The 20,334-nt window shown below is 48.1% G+C and carries 9 protein-coding genes; 7 read left to right on the top strand and 2 right to left on the bottom strand.

The genetic code is table 11. The features are described 5' to 3' along the window. Position 1 precedes the first annotated feature (1 nt). Positions 2 to 1,852: an acyl-CoA dehydrogenase family protein gene (locus JIN82_RS03935; RefSeq protein WP_200310340.1), complete on the top strand. Its 1,851-nt coding sequence runs from the start codon at positions 2 to 4 to the stop codon at positions 1,850 to 1,852. Positions 1,853 to 1,964: 112 nt separating this feature from the next. After that, positions 1,965 to 3,401, top strand: coding sequence for a glycoside hydrolase family 10-like protein (locus JIN82_RS03930; RefSeq protein WP_200310339.1), 1,437 nt, complete (start codon positions 1,965 to 1,967; stop codon positions 3,399 to 3,401). A 9-nt stretch (positions 3,402 to 3,410) separates the two neighbouring features. On the opposite strand, the gene JIN82_RS03925 is transcribed toward JIN82_RS03930, so the two are convergent. Beyond that, entirely contained in the window at positions 3,411 to 4,715 is a 1,305-nt protein-coding gene (locus JIN82_RS03925) for a hypothetical protein (protein WP_200310338.1), read from the bottom strand. Between the two features lie 46 nt (positions 4,716 to 4,761). Further along, positions 4,762 to 5,700, bottom strand: coding sequence for a DUF368 domain-containing protein (locus JIN82_RS03920; RefSeq protein ID WP_234041758.1), 939 nt, complete (start codon positions 5,698 to 5,700; stop codon positions 4,762 to 4,764). A 326-nt stretch (positions 5,701 to 6,026) separates the two neighbouring features. Between JIN82_RS03920 and trpS the strand changes: the two genes are divergently transcribed. From trpS to JIN82_RS03895, 5 genes are all read left to right on the top strand, one after another. Beyond that, positions 6,027 to 6,992, top strand: a complete 966-nt coding sequence (trpS, locus tag JIN82_RS03915) for a tryptophan--tRNA ligase (RefSeq protein ID WP_200310337.1) — start codon at positions 6,027 to 6,029, stop codon at positions 6,990 to 6,992. A gap of 429 nt (positions 6,993 to 7,421) precedes the next feature. Next, entirely contained in the window at positions 7,422 to 9,044 is a 1,623-nt protein-coding gene (locus JIN82_RS17555; RefSeq protein ID WP_325099466.1) for a tail fiber domain-containing protein, read from the top strand. Between the two features lie 114 nt (positions 9,045 to 9,158). Further along, entirely contained in the window at positions 9,159 to 12,170 is a 3,012-nt protein-coding gene (locus JIN82_RS17550; protein WP_200310335.1) for a CRTAC1 family protein, read from the top strand. 8 nt (positions 12,171 to 12,178) lie between these two features. Beyond that, on the top strand, positions 12,179 to 12,766 hold the full coding sequence (locus JIN82_RS03900) for a PEP-CTERM sorting domain-containing protein (RefSeq protein WP_200310334.1): 588 nt from the start codon (positions 12,179 to 12,181) through the stop codon (positions 12,764 to 12,766). A gap of 169 nt (positions 12,767 to 12,935) precedes the next feature. Further along, on the top strand, positions 12,936 to 20,321 hold the full coding sequence (locus JIN82_RS03895) for a DUF7933 domain-containing protein (RefSeq protein WP_200310333.1): 7,386 nt from the start codon (positions 12,936 to 12,938) through the stop codon (positions 20,319 to 20,321). Positions 20,322 to 20,334: the final 13 nt, after the last annotated feature.

Here is a 20,334-nt window from a genome sequence, read left to right as displayed (position 1 = left end):
TATGAAGCAAAATGAACAACAAGAACATGGCATCATCGATACCTCAACGATGAATGAAGGCCAGCGCGCGGCGTTAGAAATGGCTGAAGATAGCCGTGATACACGAGCTGTCAGTGGTTTTGCCGCTAGCTTGTTTATGGGTGTTCCCAAATTTTCACCGATGTTAGCTCATTGTGTTCAGAGTCATGATGATGCCGAGCTGGGCAATGATTTTATTGGCCGATTAGAATGTTACCTTAATGACGAAGTCGATCCTGACGCGATTGATAGAGAAGGGGAAATCCCCGATGAGGTATTTGCTCAGCTAGCTGAGATGGGATGTTTTGGTATCAAAATTCCGCAAAAATATGGCGGGCTGGGATTGTCGCAAACCAACTACTCTAGAACAGCCATGCTGCTTGGCAGCCATTGCGGAAACCTAGCTGCATTGCTTTCCGCTCACCAGTCTATTGGTGTTCCTCAGCCGTTGTTAGTTTTTGGCACGGAGGCGCAAAAAGAAAAATACCTGCCGCACTGCGCAGCTGGAGGGGTGTCGGCATTTGCCCTCACCGAAAGTGGCGTAGGCTCAGATCCAGCTGGTATGCTAACTACAGCCGAACTGAGCGAGGATGGATCCCATTTCCTTCTCAACGGCGAAAAAGTCTGGTGCACCAATCTACTGAAATCTCGATACATCATCGTCATGGCAAAGACGCCTTCAGAGGCGAAACCTCATGCAACGACGGCATTTCTAGTAGATGTCGAAGCTGACGGAGTCGAAATCGTGACTCGCTGCCATTTCATGGGGCTCAAAGCTTTGTATAATGGGGTAGTTAGGTTTCACGATGTCAAAGTGCCGTTGGATGATGTGGTTTATAAAGTAGGCAAGGGGTTAAAAGTGGCGCTGACCACCCTGAACACGGGGAGACTAACATTGCCAGCCGCCTGTATAGGCCTGATGCGTAGAGCTCAGGAAATTACCCTGCGCTGGAGTCATGAGCGCGTCCAGTGGGGACAGCAAATTGGCCGGCATGCTGCGATTGCTAGCAAGCTGGCTGATATTTCAGCTGATTTGTTAGCTACTGAGTCTATGGTCTATTATGTTTCTTCCCTAGTGGATGAGAATAAAAAAGCGGACATCCGCATTGAGGCGGCGATGGCCAAACTGTGGGGCACGGAAGCGGCGTGGAGTGATATTGACATGGCGATGCAGATCCGTGGTGGACGAGGTTATGAAACAGCGGATTCGTTGCGTGCTCGTGGTGAATCGGCAGATCCCATCGAGCGCATGTTCCGCGATTGTCGCATCAATACTATCTTTGAGGGATCTAGTGAGATTATGAAATTGTTCATCGCCCGTGAGGCGTTAGACCCTCATTTGCGTCGCGGCGCCAAGGCGATTGATACGCGCTTGGGCATCGCTGATAGACTTTCGGCGGCAGCGAAAGCTGGATTGCATTATGCCCAGTGGTATCCCGCTAGATGGTTGCCTCGTGGTGCGGATGTGCCCGAATCGATGTCAGCCTTGCTAGCTGGACATTTGAAAAAGATCAACCACTTGAGCCGTCGTCTCGCTAGGGCGCTATTTCATTCCATGGTGATTAAAGGGCCGAAGTTAGAGCGTGATCAGCTGAGGCTAGGAAGACTAGTGGACATTGCCACCGAGCTGTTCGCTATGAGCTGTGCTTGCATGCGTACTCACGCTCTAATTCTATCAAATGACCCACAGGTCGATGGTAAACAACTCGAGCAGACCTGTGATTATTTATGCAAACGTGGCTACCATCGCATCAACGAGTACTTTACAGCTATCTCACAGGCTCCCGATGTGGAGGGCTATCGCTTGGTTAAGCGCATGATGGGGAATTTGTGAAAATGAGCATTTTTCTAGCTAGCTACTAGCCAAGCCGTGGGATGTGGTTTATACCTTTGCTAGACCGCTGCGCGCTGAATTCCGCTAGCTACTATCTACCCATACATAGATTATGACTCCTAGAATTTTCATCCTCATATTGGCGCTGATGACATCTGCCATCGGCCAGACTTATAAACCTTCTCGGGAAAAGGCCCCGCTGATGCCGAAAGAGTTTCGCGCAGCTTGGGTAGCTACGGTACATAATATCGATTGGCCTAGCAAAGCCGGTTTGAGCGCGTCTGCTCAGCAGGCTGAAATGCGCCGCATTCTAGATAAAATGGCGGCGATGAAAATGAATGCCATCATCCTGCAAGTCCGCCCCAATGCCGATGCGCTTTATAGATCTAGGCTTGAACCATGGAGTCAGTGGCTAACGGGAACGATGGGTAAAGACCCAGGTTATGACCCTTTAGCGTATGCCATCCAACAGGCGCACGCCCGCGGTATTGAAGTTCATGCGTGGTTCAATCCGTTCCGCGCTCTGTGCAACGTCAGCCATAGAGCATCTAGCAATCACATTACCAAAACATCACCAAGCCTGACAAAAAGGTACAAACAATATGTGTGGTTAGATCCGTCTAAATCAGCGGTGCGGAAACGTGCGTTAGATGTGATTGCGGATGTGGTGCGTCGTTACGATATCGATGGTGTGCATATTGATGATTATTTTTACCCCTATCCAGATGTGAAAAATGGACAAGTGACACGTCCATTTCCTGATGGACTGAGTCCGGCAAAGCGTCGTGGATACGTCGATAACTACGTCAAAGATATGTACCGTACCGTCAAGGGGATCAAACCATGGGTGCGCGTGGGAATTAGCCCGTTTGGCATCTGGAAGCCTGGTGTGCCAGCTGGTATCGAAGCTGGTATCGATGCTCACGAACATCTATCTGCTGACTCAAGAAAATGGTTAGCCAGCTCGTGGTGCGATTATCTAGCACCTCAGTTGTATTGGCGCATCCAGCCGAAGAAGCAAAGTTATACATTATTGCTAGATTGGTGGCGCAAACAAGGAAAACGCCCGGTGTGGCCTGGGATAGCGACATCTAGGATTAATAGCACCGCCGATCCTGGCCGTCCGGCGTCAGAGATTGTGAATCAAGTTTCCTACTCACGCAGTATTGGTAGAAATTATGTTGGGCATATCCACTGGAGCGTGAAAGCATTGATGGAGAACCGTGGTGGAATTTCCAGCCAGTTGAGTAAAAACATGTACACTACGCCAGCGCTGGTACCGCCAATGCCGTGGCTGAGTAAGAAAAAGGTAGATGCGCCAAGTATTAGTGCGAAAGGATCTGGAGGTAATGTTAGCCTGAGCTGGAGATCGGTCAAAGGCGCAGCCAAATATGGTGTGCAAGCTCGCTATAATGGCAAGTGGGTTGCTATCAAAGTCGTTCCAGCTGGAACTAACAAGCTGACGATTAAAGGTAGCCCTGAGCTGATAGCTATCGTTGGTGTAGACCGCTACGGTACGGAAGGCGACCAAGCTGTAGTTCAGCGTTAGTTTTTACCATTACTTGTTGCGGGAAGGAATCTCGATGGAGATTTCTTCCATGCCAAGCTTGGTCTGCAGCGAGTTACTGTCGCCGTTCCAGCTGACGCGCTCGCGAGTTTGAAAGTTAATCGGCAGCGGCTCAGTGTACTTGCGTCCAGCATTTTCAGCAGTGGCAATATCCAAAGCTGCATTGAGCATGTAGTGGACTAACTTCGCTCGGTTGAGCCCGGTTGCGTGCCCAGCAAAAGTGGTAAAATGACGATCGATGATTTCTTGCTGAAGAGATGATAGAGGTGCCTGAAAGTTGTTCTGAATCTTGGCCAGTGTGAGGAAGTCCGGAGAATAGCCGTGGATTTCTTCGTATTCAGCAAGCTCTCTAACGTAGTAGGTGTAGGCCGTCGTGAAAGCCGACTCAATCTCTATCACCGTGATCTCGCGGGGAAACTCAGGGCTGTTGATGACGAGGCGTCCATCTGGTGTGGTCTGCGCCCATGAGTACAATGTTTCCATGTTGATACGGAATTCGTATCTGAGAATTTCGCTGTAACTGGGCAGCTGGAATGGGAAGCGTTCACGGATAGTGAGGATGCTTGGCTGCTCGGGGGCGACTTGTTGAGTTAGGCTATCGAGCTTATTTGAAATGGCGACGCCAATGGACGATCCTTCGATGCCTACTTTGGCTACTTTGCGAGCTTCATGAACGAGTTGGTAGAATGCAGCCGCTTCTTCCAATTGGCCAAGTTTGGCATGCAGAGCAAAATGTAGCCTGCAGAAAATGATATAGCTTTTAGCGGTATTCAGCTGATCTTGATACCGGCTAGTATTGCCGCTAGCGTAGTCATCAGCCGTTAGTGATTTGGGCAAATCTAGCAACGGGCCTAGCTGGCGAACTTTGACGCTGAGAAGTTGGTGTTCGGCAAGAAATGCCTGAGCGGCGTTAGCATCCCATCTGCTGTCGTCACCGAGCATGAGCTCCATTTGCGCAAACTGGCTGGAAAGCGCAGGGCGATCATTGATGTCAAACCACGCAGCTAAGACTTGATAGTGGCGGCTTGCATCGTTAGCTGGCGGGGTAGTAAGTGACGGGTACTGGCGAAATAGCACGCCAAGGCGCTCTTCAACATTGATCTGCGCTGGCTCCAGTTGGTTCGGATCTGGGGCGGGCCGTTGAGCTGGAATTGCTTCTGGGCTGCTATTGCGAACTTGTTCTAACCAAACATCATGAGCTTTGTGCCCACCCGTGGTAAACCAGACCACGGTGACTGAGACGACCAAAATCAGGCAGGTTATAATGAAGCTTGATAGTGAGATCTTTGTTTGCATTGGGGATTATTGTTAGTCTGTTGTTGCTTTGATGCAACCAGATATCTTAGTTTGTGGTCTTGTTACCCTTCGCTGCTAGGTACTCGGTTACAACAATGAGGGCGATGCCAGCAATGACAATAGCAGCTGCTATGAGGTCGTGTGAAGTAGAAAAGTCTGGTAGTGTGTGCTTCCAGCTAACAATCTTCTCTTTGCCGTTAAATCGCTCAATTTTGCCAGCTTCCTTCCACGGCCAGATGATGGCGAGAGAGCCAGCCACAAAGCCTGTAATCAGCGCGACAGCGGTATCGTGGTAAGTTTTAAATAACCAGCTGAGGATATGTGATAGAGCGATTAGGCCAGCTACTGCGCCGATGCCTACGGGAATGAGAATAGGTAGAGCGACTCCAAATTCACCGAGGCGAAGCATGTTGACGCTTTCTAACATGATGAGCTCGTAGTTACCCATGAGAAGGAGGATGAATGAACCAGAGATGCCGGGAATGATCATTGAGCACATCGCTGCGATGCCACAAATAGCTAGATACATCGGGTCGCGGTTCTGTTGGGCTTGGTCGACTAAAACCAAGGTGACTGCTAGACTGAGACCAATGACTAAGGCGAGAACTTGTCTGGGGGCCCAATTTTTCACCATACGTCCGACGGAGAAAATGGATGCAAGGATGAGGCCAAAGAAGAAGGCAGAAACCCAAACTGGATGGCTGGTGTTAGCTACTTTGAGAACCTTTGCTAGAGTGAATACGGAACAGATCACGCCAAGACCTAAGGAGATGAGGAAATAGAGGTCTATATGAGCGGCAAAAGCTTTGATGTCGCGTTTGAATAGCAGTTTGATGGCAGTTGGCCCCATGGATTTTAGGGCATTGATGAGCCGCTCGTAAATGCCAGTGATGAAGGCGATAGTGCCACCTGATACGCCTGGGATGACATTGGCTGCGCCCATGGCGAAACCTTTAAGGAAAGTGAAAATGTGCTCTTTGTTCAAGGGATGGAGTAGGTGATTAACGCGCGCAATGTGGCACGATCACCAGCTGAGGTGAAGAGTAAAAAATCTCTGCTGAGTAACTGGTGAAATTCATCTGCTAGGGAGGAACTGGGATTGTTTGTTGTTGCTTGGAAATCAAGGGTTATGGCGCTCTCGTCGCTTGTGGTGAGCGGGTGGCTTGTTCGATTTAGTTTGTTGGGCTAAATTTTCCCCATCTGGACTAAAGATTACGGTGATGGTGAGAAATGCGTGGTGGCTGCAAATTCTAGCGTGCATATGGGCATGCGCACCCTTGACAAGTAGCTGGAGATTCGCATCATCCAGCCATGAGAATTCTGACCGGACTTCAGCCAAGCGGTAAATTACATGTGGGTAATTATTTTGGTGCCATGCAGCCAGCTGTGAAATTGCAAGATGAGGGCGATGCCTTTTATTTCATCGCTAACTACCATGCCATGAATACCTCGGAAAACGCTGACGAGCTGCGTGAAAATGTGCGAGAGATGGCAGTTGATTTCCTTGCTTGCGGGCTCGATCCAGCGAAGGCTACATTTTTCCGTCAGAGCGATGTGCCAGAGGTTAACGAGTTGGCGTGGATTTTATCCACCGTCTGCCCAATGGGACTGCTAGAGCGCTGCCATTCTTATAAAGATAAAATCGCGAAAGGGTTTTCACCTAACCACGGTTTGTTTGCTTATCCAGTATTGATGGCTGCAGACATCCTTCTTTATGACTCTAACGTTGTTCCTGTAGGTAAAGATCAAAAGCAGCACGTTGAGGTGACTCGCGATCTAGCTGGCAAGATTAACGACAAGTTTGGAAAAGATCTGTTGGTTATGCCTGAGTCGCAGATCCGTGAAAATACGGCGGTTGTCCCAGGGCTCGATGGCCAGAAAATGTCCAAGAGCTATGGCAATACACTGCCAATCTTTGGGCCAAAGAAAAAGATGCGTAAACTCATCATGGGCATCAAGACTGACTCAACTCCAGTGGAAGAGCCAAAGCCAATTGAAGGATCTATCATCATCGATCTCTACAAGTTATTTGCTAGTGAGGCTGACGTTGAGCAAATGAAAGCTGATTTCCTCGCTGGTGGTTTCGGTTACGGCGATCTCAAAGGGCGCCTGTGGGAGGCATATTGGGAGTTCTTCGCTCCTATGCGTGAGAAACGTGACGAGCTTATCGCCGACCCTAGCTATGTTGATCGTGTGCTGGCTGAGGGCGCTGAGAAAGCGAGAGCGGAAGCCGCTGTGGTGCTCCAGCGCGTGCGCAAAGCTGTAGGATTGATCTAAACTAATTCTATCAATTAACCATTTTCGTCAAAGGCCTAGCTGGATTCCAGCTGGGCTTTTTTGTTGCTTCGCTATGACTAGTTGTTGGTCATAGTGGTCGATAGATAGTTGTTTGCTGTCAATCTGGAGCCACATCTAGTGATTTAATTTGTTTAATCATCGTTAGTTAGGGGGTGTGTCATGTTTTTTGATTCCTAGCTGAAAATGTGTTTAAGCCCTGAGTGATTATGAAATGGGGAATGGGGGTGTTTTTCTGATAGGTTTTTGTGGGATGATTTTTTTTAGAAGATAGAAAAACACTTTACTAAATCGAGTGTTTAACTCATCACTGGGTAGTCTCTTCCCCTAAGAACATATCCCTACATCATGAAAAAATTTAGCAAATCGATGATTTGCGCTAGTTCCGTGGCTTTGCTGAGCTTTGGGAACGTGTGCGCTGAAACCACGGTATCTACCATCAATGATGGTGAGTTACTTAGCTGGACAACTGATGAAACATGGTCGAGCGCAACGCTCACAGTTGATGGTGAAGCCATTTTCCCATTGGTGAATACCTATACAACTGGCCAGTCCATTAATCTTGAAGTACTCGCTCAATCAGATCAGGTGCTGCCTGATGGCGATTATACATGGTCATTGGTGGTGTATACCGGCGAGCAGTTGTCGCGTGGAGCTGGTGAGGCTAACAGCGGATCGTCAGCTAACTACTCAGGCTCATTCAAAGTAGTTGGAGGAGCAGTTTCCTTTCCTATAGCTCACACAGGTAGCTTTGATAACGATTCCGGCATGCTGCCTCGCGATGTCATCCATGTTGATGATACGATTATACAAGGAAGTTTAGCTGCAGGCTTTGATTCGGTGAATGGTGAAAGTTTCGGTTTTGATACCATTCGACTAAAGGAGAACAATTTACGTATTCATTTTCAAGATACCAGTACCTCTGCGAGTTTTCCTTCGGCTGATTGGAGAATTGTAGCGAATGATAGTTCTAACGGTGGAGCCAACTATTTGGCTTTCGAAGATTCAGATGCGGGCACCAAACCATTTTACGTAGCTCAAGGAGCTGGCAATAACGCTCTTTATGTTAAGTCAGGAGGCAATGTAGGATTTGGAACATCAACACCAATTGTCGATCTGCATACAGCCACAGGTAATACCCCAACATTGCGGTTAGAACAGAATGGTACAAGTGGTTTTGCTTCGCAGACATGGGACATGGCCGGCAATGAAGCTAACTTTTTCATCCGTGATGTAACTAACGGATCAAAGTTATCATTCCGAATTAGGCCTGGTGCTCCAGAAAGCTCTATAGATATCCATGGTGATGGCGATGTAGGTATGGGTACAAGCTCCCCGCAAGCAGCGCTTCATGTTAGGAGAACTAACGCTGTGGCAAGTATTTTAGCTGAAAGTACAGATGCCAACGGCGCTTCAGTGAAAGCTGAAAACTCATCCAATGGAACAGCAACAATTTCGGCAGTTAACTCAGGAACTGGAAGTGCTACAGTGCTTGCTGAGGTTGTTGGCGCTGGTCAGAATGCTGTGATCTCGGCGAAGTCATCAGCTGAGACATGGAGTCTAACGTCAAAGTCGGATGGCTCACTAACAATTTCTTCTGCTTTGCTCGGAGATAGGCTCAGCTTTGGGCAGTACAGTGGTTCAACTTTTACAGGAAATATTACCTGTCAGGCTCTGACTGAGCTTTCTGATGAGACTCAAAAAACTAACTTTGTGAAGCTGGACCAGCAAGAAGTACTTGAAAAGGTGCTTAAACTGCCAGTGTCAGAGTGGACTTATAAGAACGACCGTAGTCAAGCGCGTCACATTGGTCCTATGGCGCAGGGCTTTAAAGCCCAGTTTGATTTGGGTGACTCTGATACGAGAATTAGCAGCCGTGATATGGCTGGCGTCGCTCTAGCAGCGATTCAAGGTCTTAATCAGACAGTTGAAGAAAAGGATGCTGAAATTGATGCTTTGAAAGAGAAGAGCGACAGAATGGAAGCTCAACTGCAAGCATTGATGAAAGAAGTGGAAGCCCTCAAGGCTAACTAATCATTGAAAGTCAAACTACAGAGTAGTGTCCCGTCAATAATTGGCGGGGCGCTGTTACTGATTCCTTCGTCAGTATTACTGGCTCAGGACTCAGCTGATTCTGCGCACTCAGTCGTGTCGCAGATTCAGACTTTGGAAGCGAAAAGCGATCCCAAATGTTATGCTACGGCGAGTCGTTTACAGGACTTCATGTTTGGCACACCGTTGAGTTGCCATGCTCGCTTCGCTAACAACGAATTGCTGAAGTCCCTAGCGAAAAGTATCTGGCAATCTATTCATGCTTCGAATCCAGAGGACTCACTGATAGAAGAAGCGATCTCTAAGAGGGCATTGCCAAGGATCCAGCCATCGCTTGAAGGATCATGTGTGATTGAATTAGCTGATGGTGAGAGAATTGAGCTGAGTGGGCGAGATCGTCGTCAGTATAGCAGTATTGCCTATTCACTGCGAGCTATTCTAGCAGTTAAACAAGAGCAGTTGTTATTTGGTGGTGAGAAATTAACTCATCTGAGTGAGCCAATGGTAGCGGGGTTGAAGTCAGTCGTGGATGATTATTCTCTAGCTGCTCTACAGAAGGCTGACCAGTTAGCCAGAGAGCGAAATAGCAATGAGATCTCAGAACAGATACTCAGAGAGGCTTGGTTGGAGTTAGGTTTAGTTGCTACACCTGAAGACCAAGCTGAGAAGGAGCTGTCTCAAGGCGGTGAACATATTTTGCCGCAGGTGATTGCGCAAAAGTTAGCCAGCTACCAGGCTTACAACGCTGTTAATAATCAGCTGTTTGTGAGAAACCTGCAGGTGTATTTTGCCAAGGCCCGTTGGCCTAGCGACAGCGCTGAAGCAAAGCAGTTGAGGTCATATTATACTCAGGCAATGGTGCAGTTTGCTGGCGATCTTTATTTGCTGGCTCAGCAGCTAGCGGAACGTGATGGTGAGGAATTGATAAGTGAGTCTAGCATGCATCGCGCGTTGCAGAGCTTCACTCCTTTTGAGGTGAATGAATTTGAAGATGTTAGTTTCTTTCCCAAGTTAGCTGATAAGAGCATCGAAATAGAGGCTTATGACATGGATGCATTTCGTGATAGTGGCCTGCATTGGCTTTATCTGAAATATGTTCTCAGTGATTATGAAAAACAGATCCTGCTGGATGTTAGCCCATTTGCAGCCGAGCTGCTCGCTGAGGGGGTAGCTCAATTTGGTGTTTTGTTATGGCGTCAGGCAGGTGAAAAAAGCAAACAAGCTGGAGATGAGTATTTATCCTCTGATAGATTAGGTGAGGCTCTGCAATATCTGCAATCTTTGATTCAGGAGCATGCAATGATGGGCTCTCCAGCTGAGAGACCAGAGCTGACATTACATTCAAGTCAGGGGGCGAAGGCGAAGCCTGCTAGTGAGGGTGTCTATTTTAAAGAAGTTACTGATCTAGTGGGCATAGCGATGCAGCATCGTTCATCGGATTGGCTATCCCGCCAGCTGCGCAGCTATATCAACAAGGGGAATGGCGTTGGGGAAATCACCATTCCACCAGCCTTTGGTGGTAGTGGCATTGCCGCTGAGGATGTCGATGGTGATGGCTGGCCTGACCTTTTGGTTCTTAGCGGAGCTGGCAATAAACTCTATCAAAACCTGCAAGACGGAACATTCAAAGAGGTAACGCAGCAAGCTGGCATAGACTGGAAACGTGAGGATGGAACTTATGGTGAAGTTCGCCAGCCAATCTTTGTTGATTTTGATAATGACGGGGATCAAGATTTGTTTATTTCCTATGTTAATGATTCACACCGAATCTATCGTAATGATGGTAGCGGGAAGTTTGAGGATTTAAGCCAGCTGGCTCAGCTTGGCGGAGAAGGACAAGTAGCTGGGCCTTGCACGGTGCTGGACTATGATAAAGATGGCTTGCTAGATATCTACATTGGCTATTTTGGAAACTATCTATCAGGTGATTTACCAACCCTAGCTAGGCATAATCGCAATGGTGGAGAAAACCAGCTATTCCGCAATCTTGGTGGATTCCAGTTCGAGAATGTTACCCAGTCTGTTGGAGTTGGCGATTGTGGCTGGACGCAGGCGGTTGGCCATTCGGATATCGATGGCGATGGCTGGCAGGATTTGATCTCGGGGAATGATTTTGGCTCTAACGTATATTATCGCAACTTGGGAATCAAAGACGGCAGACACCTTGGCTTTGTGGACGTGACCGAACAGTTGGGAACGGGAAAAGCCTCCTATACGATGGGCATAGGTATTGCGGATTTGAATGCTGATGAACTGCCAGATTTCTACATCTCCAACATCGTAACGATGAATAAGGACCAGAAGTACGTTTTGCCTAACGAGGGCACGACGGCATCTTTTAACCCAGAAAAGTTAGCCAACATGCGTGTGGTTGAGGCCAATGATTTATTTCTCTCAACCCGCTCAGCTGGAGCGGGCCTGCCAAAGCTAACAAACAGCCTGCTGGTAGATCGTGGATATGCTTCAACTGGCTGGTCTTGGGATGCTGATTTTTTTGATTTTGATCATGACGGCGACGATGACCTCTACGTGCTCAATGGCATGAATGATTTTAACATCTACGCCGAAGAGAATCCTTTCTACGCCGAGCCTCTTAGAGGGGAAAAAAAAGAAGTCACTTTTGCCCATGGACGCAGCGAACAGAATGTCTTTTTTGTGAATGATGGCGGGCGTCTACAACAAGGTACCGACGCTAGCGGCCTCGGCATTATTGGGAATTCACGCTCTGCGGTTTATTTTGATTACGATGGTGATGGCGACCTCGATGTGGCGGTGAATCCGTATCACGGTGAGGTAAGCCTGTGGCGCAATGATATGGGCGCGAAGTTAGGTAGCTCGGCATCTATCAAGTTAGTCGACCGCCATGGTGGTGATGCTATTGGCGCGACTGCCATCATGAAATTTTCCGACGGCAGCCAAGTGTGGCGAGAAGTTCACTCGACCACTGGTTATCTATCAGCTCACCCAAAGGCATTGCACTTTGGCATGGGTGGACATGAAAGAGGCCTGCTGCAGGTCACCTGGCCTGATGGAACAAGCTCTGAGTACCAGATCCCAGCTGGCTCAAAACTAATGAACATCCAACAAACCCCTCAAAAAGAACAATAACGAAAAATATGAAAAAAACATTATTAACAGCGATAAGCATGCTCGCGGTGGCTTCGGCCTCACAAGCGGCTATGATTATTAACCTAGAAGACGCGGGGGATGGCGATACCGTGAACTTTGATTTCAGTTCTGATCTAGGGAGTACAACAGACGGCTCGTTTAGTGGTTCTGCAGTACTAAGTTTTACAGGGGCTTTTAGCCCGGGTGTATTGATTACTACTAATGATATTAGTTTCACGGGGAGTTATTCCCTAACAAATGTGACTGAAGGGGTGGTGTATCAAAATAATAATAGTTCAGCGCCTATTGGGTTTGGAACGTCTGCTCCAGGAACTCAAACACTAACTATTACATTTGATGATGATTTGGTATTTTCAGAAGGCGATGAATACATTTTTACTGGATCAGGTTCATTTACATTCAATACGGCCCTACCGAATCAAGCTACTACAATTGTGGAAAATACTATAGTTTCTGACTCCTCAGGTGCTTTCTCTGGAGTAGCTGGTACCGACGTGACTCCTGTACCTGAACCATCAGCTGCAGTGCTAGTAGCGCTTGGGGGTTTTGGTTTGGCCATACGCCGTCGTCGCTAATTTATTTTGATTCAACTGCAGGGAGCCATGGCTCCCTGCGTCTCTTATCTTTTCTCATCTGAGGTTGAGAAATCATGTCCAGCGAGCTGCCGAGGCTGGATGTTTTATGTCGAGGTCGATGACCTTGCTGAGGCTCTTTTTTTCACGTTTCAACCTATCCCTATACCTGATGAAAAACCGTCCCGTTTCTAGCCACTTGTCACAGTCTCGCTGGCTGACCACTCTGATAAGCTTATGGATATTCTGCCTGCTAGGATTAGCTGTTCAGGCGGATGTTAGTCCTAGCTTAATTCTACAGCCAAATACGATTGGTCCAGGAGGGGCAACAAAGTTAGTCTACACCATTGACAATACGAATGGGACTCCAGTTACTGATGTCGCTTTCTCCATTAATCTGCCTGCTGATGTTAGCATTGCCAGCCCAGCAGTAGCGAGCACGACTTTAGCGGATGCCATCGTAGTAGCTGCTAGCGGTGGAAATACCATCAGTGTGACGGGAGGAAGAATGGGCGCAAGTTCCTCCGCTGATGTGACTGTGTTTGTCACTAGCTCGGTGGTAGGGACTCATACGATCACATCTGGCGATCTAACTTCATCAGCTGGTAACTCAGGAACCGCTACAGATGATCTTGTTGTTGATGTCAATCGAGCGCTCATCAGCATGGCTTTTTCGCCAGACTCGGTGTTCAAAGGGGGGCGGACGACGCTTCAATATGTGGTTAGTAACCCTGTTGGAGGGGGGGATATTAGTAACCTGTCATTTAGTACACAGCTGCCAGCTGGTTTCGTTGTCGCTGAGCCTACGAATATTGAGCATGACTTTCCTGCTGGTACTGCATCGAATCCCCTTTATGAGCAGTTCATACAAACACCTGCTATTACTGCTGAAGCTGGGGGAGACCATATAGACTTTAGTTTTAATGGTTATAGCCATAATGGAAATACTATTATTAATGCACTTCTACCGGGAGAGACGCTGACCCTTAGTATAGATATCGTAGCTGACGGTCGTGGCGTAAATGATCTATTTTGTGATGCTTTTATTCAGTCAGCGGCTTCCTATGCTACGACTTCTATACTGACACAGCCAGTAGATCTTCTGATCGAAAAGAAGTTTCTTAACGATCCAGTAGTTCCAGGAAGCACTGTTGAGCTGGAATACACAATCACTAACTATAGCCGCTCGGAGACAGTTGATAATATCACCTTTACGGATGACCTAGATGCGGTGCTCACAGGCTTGGTAGCTACTGGTCTTCCTGTTACGGGTGTTTGTGGTGATGGATCTCAGCTGAGTGGGAGCGATCTAATCACTCTGAGTTCTGGCAGCCTAGCTCCTGGCGCTTCAGAGACTTTTGTTGTTACTTTGCTGGTTCCTGCTGAGGCTACGGCTGGTAGTTATGCCAGTACAAGTAGTCTTGTTAGCTCGGATAGCGTAGCTGGCAATGCAGCTAGCGATACTCTATTTGTGCAGTGGGCTCCTATTCTATCAATTAATTTTCTTACTGACCCTATTGAATCTGGCGGGAGCACGACATTAGAATGTTCGCTAACAAACCCTAATGGAGGTGCTGCCCTGACTGATATTTCGTTTTCCTTGAATCTATCTGAGTTTATATCTGGTGTCACTCCCAGCTCGCTTCCTTTAGCTGGCTTTTGCGGCGCTGGATCCAATTCCAATGTTTCACAAGTTGGTGGCCATGACCTTTTGATTGTAAGCGGAGCCTCACTAGCAGCTGGGGAAACTTGCACATTTAGTTTTGGTTTTCAATTGCCACAAAATGTAAAAGGCGGCACGTATGAAATCAGCTCTTCAGCGGTGAGTGGCACTGGCTCAGGAGACGTTTACACTGGGGCAGCGGCGTCAACGAGTTTGACCGTTGTTCCGGGAGTGACATTGAGAAAAGAGTTTCTATCAAGTGCTTTGCCGGGAGGGACAGTCACCTTACAGTATACATTGCGCCTTGATGTAGATGCTCCGAGTGGAGCTACAGGGATCTCATTTACTGACGATCTTAACTCAGTGATAGCTGGCTTATCTGCTAGTGGACTACCTGTTGATGATATTTGTGGCAATGAGTCTAGGATTTCAGGAACTACAGCGCTAACTTTTACAGGAGGTTCGCTTGAGCCAGGTGAAGAATGTACTTTCTCTGTCGAATTAAACATTCCAGCTGCGGCTACGGGCGGAAGCTATACTTCAACGACATCGGCTCCCTCAGCAGAGGTGGCTGGCCTAACTGTGACTTCGGATGCTGCTAGCGCTGAGCTTAAGCTAGAGGTGCTGACCTTCAGCCACGAATTTGTTGGAGGACCATTCATTCCTGGAGAAACGGCCACGCTACGTTATACCATCGACAATACGCAAGGGACTGAAGACGCCACTAACATTGTTTATACTCATAGTTTGTCGTCAGTAATTAGCGGTTTGGCGGCGACATCTCTTCCTCCCGAACCGTGCGGCGCAGGGTCGACAGTTAATGGACCAAGCTTCATTATTGTGGTTGGCGGGTCCGTGCCCGCTGGCACGAGTTGCAGCTTTGACCTTGAGGTTTTGATTCCTCAATCCGCTAGTGATGGCAGCTATAACAGCTCAACAAGTAACCTCACTGCGACTATAGATGGAAGCTCTATCATTGTGCCAAGTTCAGCCAGTCGATTAGAACTAAATTCCGAGTGGATCCAGCTGAGCAAATCATTCACTAACGATCCTGTAGCCGCGGGAGGAATGGTGACATTAGAGTACACATTAATAAACCTCAGTGAAACTGAGGCGGTTACTAATATCTCATTCACTGACGATCTAGGAGCTGCGCTCTCAGACCTAGAAGCTGTTGGCTTGCCTGTTGATGATATTGCCGGCAATGGTTCACAACTCAGCGGAGCTGATGTGCTTACTTTAACTGCTGGCTCCATAGCCGCGGGCGGCAGCGTTACCTTCAGTGTCAATTTGCAGGTTCCTGTAGATGCCCCAGCTGGGGAATACATTAGTTCAACCAGTGAACTAACTGGTGAGCTGGATGGCCTTGCTGTATATGGCTCGTCGGCCTCTGATACTTTATCAGTGCAAAATGTTAGCTTTGAAAAATCATTTCTGGCCCCATCGGTAGTAGGTGGCACGGCGACACTTCGCTATACCATAACTAACAACGACGCCGTGCAATCAGTGAATGGCATCGCCTTTTCTGAAAATCTGAGCGCTGGTATTGCTGGAACCGTGGCTGTTGGTCTGCCTGAAAATGACATTTGTGGCAGTGGCTCAGTGCTAGCTGGAACCAACTTTATCACCATGACGGGAGGTTCTCTAGCTGGAGGCGAAAGTTGCCAGATAGATGTCTCTATCGTAGTTCCCAGTGAAGTTGCAGCAGGTGATTACGCATTTATCAGTAGCGACCTGAGAGCCAATGGGCTAACTGTGGCTGAGTCGACATCAGCGAGTTTGTCTATTGAACCTGCTCCAACAGTAAGTATGACTCTGTCACCTGACCCACATGTGGTTGGACAGCCGGTTACTCTAACCCTGACAGTGGATAATTCAGCTAGCTCACTAGCAGCTTCGTCGATTGCTATTACCAACTATCTGCCAGCAGGCATGCAAATAGCTAGCTCGGCGAATGCGAGTACGACGCTAACTGGTGGCACCTTGACCGCGCTAGCTGGCGCCAATAATTGGAGTTTCTCAGGTGGCTCGCTAGCTGCTGGAGCCAGTGGGCAAATCCAGCTAGATGTCGTTGCCTCAACTGCGGGCAGTTTTGTGAATACCACGGGTGATTTGACATCCAGCTCAGGTAATAGCGGAACGGCTAGCGCAAATTTGCACATCAATCCTACGCCTGGATTTGACCAAAGTTTTTCATCTGACCCTGTGATTATCGGCGAAGTCGTCACCTTGACCTTTGCTGTAGATAACTCTGGCAGCACGGCTGATGCTTCAGCGCTAGATTTCACTAATAATTTGCCAGCTGGAATGGTCATTGCCGCAACTCCTAACGCATCGACCACCTTGACGGGCGGGACGTTGAACGCCGTAGCTGGCACTGGGACGATTAGTTATACGGGGGGAAGCGTGAGCGCTGGAGCTAGTGGTACCGTCTCAGTGGATGTCGTTGCTGAGGTAGCTGGTGTTTTTTCTAATACTTCTGGAGACCTTACTTCAAGCCTGGGGAATAGTGGCACTTCTTCGGATTCACTGCGGGTGAATCCAGCTCCGGGCTTCAGTATGGCCTATAGTCCTACATCAGTATCAGTCAGTCAAAATAGTACATTGACTCTATCAATTGATAATTCATTAAGCTCAGTAGCAGCTAGTTCGCTAGACTTTACTTTGAATCTGCCTGCGGGCGTAGAAATTGCAGCGGTGCCTGCGGCTAGCACAACTTGCATAGGAGGCACGATCACCGCGGTGGCTGGCTCCTCGGTGCTGAGCTACACTGGCGGTAGCGCTCCAGCTGGTTCTAGCTGCATGCTACAGGTTGACGTGTTAGTGACGGTAGATGGTGAGTTTGTCACGCTGACTGGTGATCTGACCTCAAACTTAGGCAACAGCGGACCGGCTCAGGCTACTTTAAGTGCGACCAAGTTAGTCGACCTAGAGGTAGGCGTGAGTGAAAATGTGGATCCTGTTATTGCAGGGTCGGGTGATGATAATTTAGTCTATCAGGTGACGGTGGGGAACAAGGGTCCATCGGTAGCAAGTAATGTGGTGATAGATGTTAACATGACGGAAGCCACACATGCAGTGGTTGATAGTTACACGGAGTCAGCTGGAAGCTTCGCAAATGGCAAATGGACCATAAATTCTCTAGCTAAGGATGCCAGCGCGACGCTGACAGTATACGTGGATGTGTCTAGCCAAGCGGCTCATGATGATCAAGTCACCGCAGCAGCGGTTCTCTTTTCCGTGACAGAAGATCTAGCGAATACCTCGGATGATAGTGATACAGAAACGACCAGCATTAACCGTCTGGTAGATTTGGATCTAGCCATAGTCGAAAGCATAGACCCCGTCATAGCAGGTTCTGGAGACGAGAATTTAAATTATCAACTTACGGTAACCAACAATGGCCCCTCAGAAGCTACGGGGATTTTGATAGATAGCGCCGCTATTTTGCCATCTGGCGCCGTGGTCGTTGATAGAGAACTGAGTTCAGCTGGAACATCATACGATAGTAGCGAGGAAGAATGGACGGTCGGTACATTGGATAGTGGTGAGTCCGCTAGTCTGAGCTATTATTTGACTGCCTCATCATCGGCTATTGCAGGCGTAGATGTCGTGGGGCTAGTAGCATCGGTCACAGGCGTTAATGAAAATGAGCTCTCTCTGATTCCAGCTGGAATACAAGCTCGAGATATTTTGCTAGAAGAAGAAGCTTCTGAATTTACCAGCATCTCTCGCGAGGTGGACCTACAGGTGAGCATTGACGAGTCAGTTAGTTCGGTGGTCGCTGGATCTGGAGTCGGCAATTTAACTTATGTCGTAACCGTTCATAACAAGTACCCATCTGATGCCTCAGGAGTGAGTCTGAATCGTTTGCTCACCTTGCCAGCTGGTGTTAGTGTTGAATCAAGTACTCCGAGTGTAGGGTCAATTTCTGGTGATAACTGGACGTTAGGAAATCTAGCTCAGGGGGAGAGTGCGACTTTGACTGTGGTTCTTACCGTAGCTGAAACTGCCGCAGAAGGGGATGGAGTTATAGGTATTAGCTGCTCGGTAACTAATGCAAATGAAACTCTAATTAATACGCAAAATGATAGTGCTAACGAGTCTACAGATATCGAAAGATCAATTGACCTGCTTGTGAGCGTCGTGGATTCGGCTGATCCTGTGATCGCTGGAAGTGGTAGCGAGAATTTGACCTATACCGTGACGGTAACGAATCAAGGCCCGTCAGAAGCGACTAACATTGCTTTGTCGCTGGCTGAGAGCTTGCCAGTTGGGGTCAACGCTGGCGCTAAAATAGCCAGTCAGGGGGCGGTTGTTGGGAGTAGCTGGAATGTTGGGTCACTAGCTAGTTCGGCGTCCGCCACACTGCAGCTCAAGTTTACGGTATCGGAATCGGCAGAACAGGCGGTGGAAGCTATTTCACTACAAGCTGCGGTTACATCGGTGAGCGAAGTTGATGGAGATGATACTAATGATAGCGCTACAGAGAATACTAGCATTGGACGCAATGTGGATATCCAGTTAGGCATAGAAGAGTCAGCGACTTCTGTGTTAGCTGGATCAGGTGAGGCCAATTTAAGTTATCGAGTGCGCGCCACTAACGATGGTCCATCAGTGGCGACAAATGTACAAATCCAACTGCTGGAGGTTTTGCCAGCTGGAGTGGTTATCAGTAATATTTCTGCCGATGTGGGTACAATTTCCGCGGGAATATGGACGATTGGCTCATTGGATGTTAGCTCCGTAGCGACATTAGATCTCAGCTACACAGTACAAAGTTCAGCTGAAGTAGGTGTCGATGTAGTCGGTATCCAGCTGGAGGTAATTTCAGCTAACGAAAACCTTATCTTGCTAGATGACGATGAAGTTGAGGCGTTTGCTGATATTGTTCGAAGTGTGGATTTATCAGTAGCTATAGCTGAGTCGCTAGACCCTGCAATTGCTGGTTCTGACGGAGACGAGCTCGTTCATGTGGTGACCGTGAAAAATGATGGACCGAGTGATGCTAGCCAACTGGTCGTTGATCTTAGTCATGCGCTGCCAGCTGGAGTGAGCTTGTCCGCAGTGGAGAGCTATGGCGTGGGTTTCTATCAAAATGGGCAGTGGTCGATAGATCATTTAGCCAATGGGAGCCGGGCTAGTTTGGTATTGACTATTGATGTGGATGAGACTGCGGTAGCTGGAACAGATGTGATAGAAACTAGCGCTTCTGTTAATGCTGTTGAGCTAGATAGTGAGTTAGGCAACAACAGTGCATCTCTTTTAACTAGTATCTTGAGTGCTGAAAGCATCGGCTCTGTAAACTTGACTGTGAACCCGGTAGTCTCGATTCAAACTGGTTTGTTAGTTCACGAGTTGACAGTGACGAATCAAAACTCAAAGGAAGTGGCTGCGATGAAAATCTTCATCCACGGATTGCCAGCTGATGTGCAGGTGAATAATGCCAGTGGTTATGCTGCGCATGATGGAGAATCTAATGTTCCATTTATTGAGATAGCTGGTGCTATAGCTTCTGGAGCTAGCCAAACGGTGTTAGTCGAGTATTACAGAGCGTCGAGGGATGTTTCCTTCGTGCCCGATTACCGAATTGAACTCTATTATTTGTCTGATGAGGAAGCCGCTCTGCAGGTTGGCCTGCTCAGTGAAGCAATAGAAATATCGATGACTGGTGACGACGGCAGCGTGGCGATAGAGTTTGCTACTATCGTCGGGCGTAGATATCGTGTGCAGTATTGTAGCACTGGCTTGTCAGATTGGTTGAATGCTACCCCTATTGTTGCTGTAGCTAACAAAACCGAGTGGGTTGATAGTGGTCAGCCCAAAACGGATTCACATCCTAGCAGTGTGAGTCAGCGATTTTACCGCATTATTGAGCTTAGCGAAGAAGATTAAGCAAACCCTAACC

Source organism: Persicirhabdus sediminis (assembly GCF_016595495.1).
Classification (GTDB): domain Bacteria; phylum Verrucomicrobiota; class Verrucomicrobiia; order Verrucomicrobiales; family Akkermansiaceae; genus Persicirhabdus; species Persicirhabdus sediminis.
Note: the sequence above shows the minus strand (reverse complement) of the source record. Positions and strands in the feature narration are given on the sequence as shown.

What these genes read in the sequence shown, in the direction of transcription:
- JIN82_RS03900 (WP_200310334.1), top strand. Translation starts at nt 12,179, where the DNA reads ATGAAAAAAACATTATTAACAGCGATAAGCATGCTCGCGGTGGCTTCG.
- JIN82_RS03935 (WP_200310340.1), top strand. Translation starts at nt 2, where the DNA reads ATGAAGCAAAATGAACAACAAGAACATGGCATCATCGATACCTCAACG.
- JIN82_RS03930 (WP_200310339.1), top strand. Translation starts at nt 1,965, where the DNA reads ATGACTCCTAGAATTTTCATCCTCATATTGGCGCTGATGACATCTGCC.
- JIN82_RS03895 (WP_200310333.1), top strand. Translation starts at nt 12,936, where the DNA reads ATGAAAAACCGTCCCGTTTCTAGCCACTTGTCACAGTCTCGCTGGCTG.
- trpS (WP_200310337.1), top strand. Translation starts at nt 6,027, where the DNA reads ATGAGAATTCTGACCGGACTTCAGCCAAGCGGTAAATTACATGTGGGT.
- JIN82_RS03925 (WP_200310338.1), bottom strand. Translation starts at nt 4,715, where the DNA reads ATGCAAACAAAGATCTCACTATCAAGCTTCATTATAACCTGCCTGATT.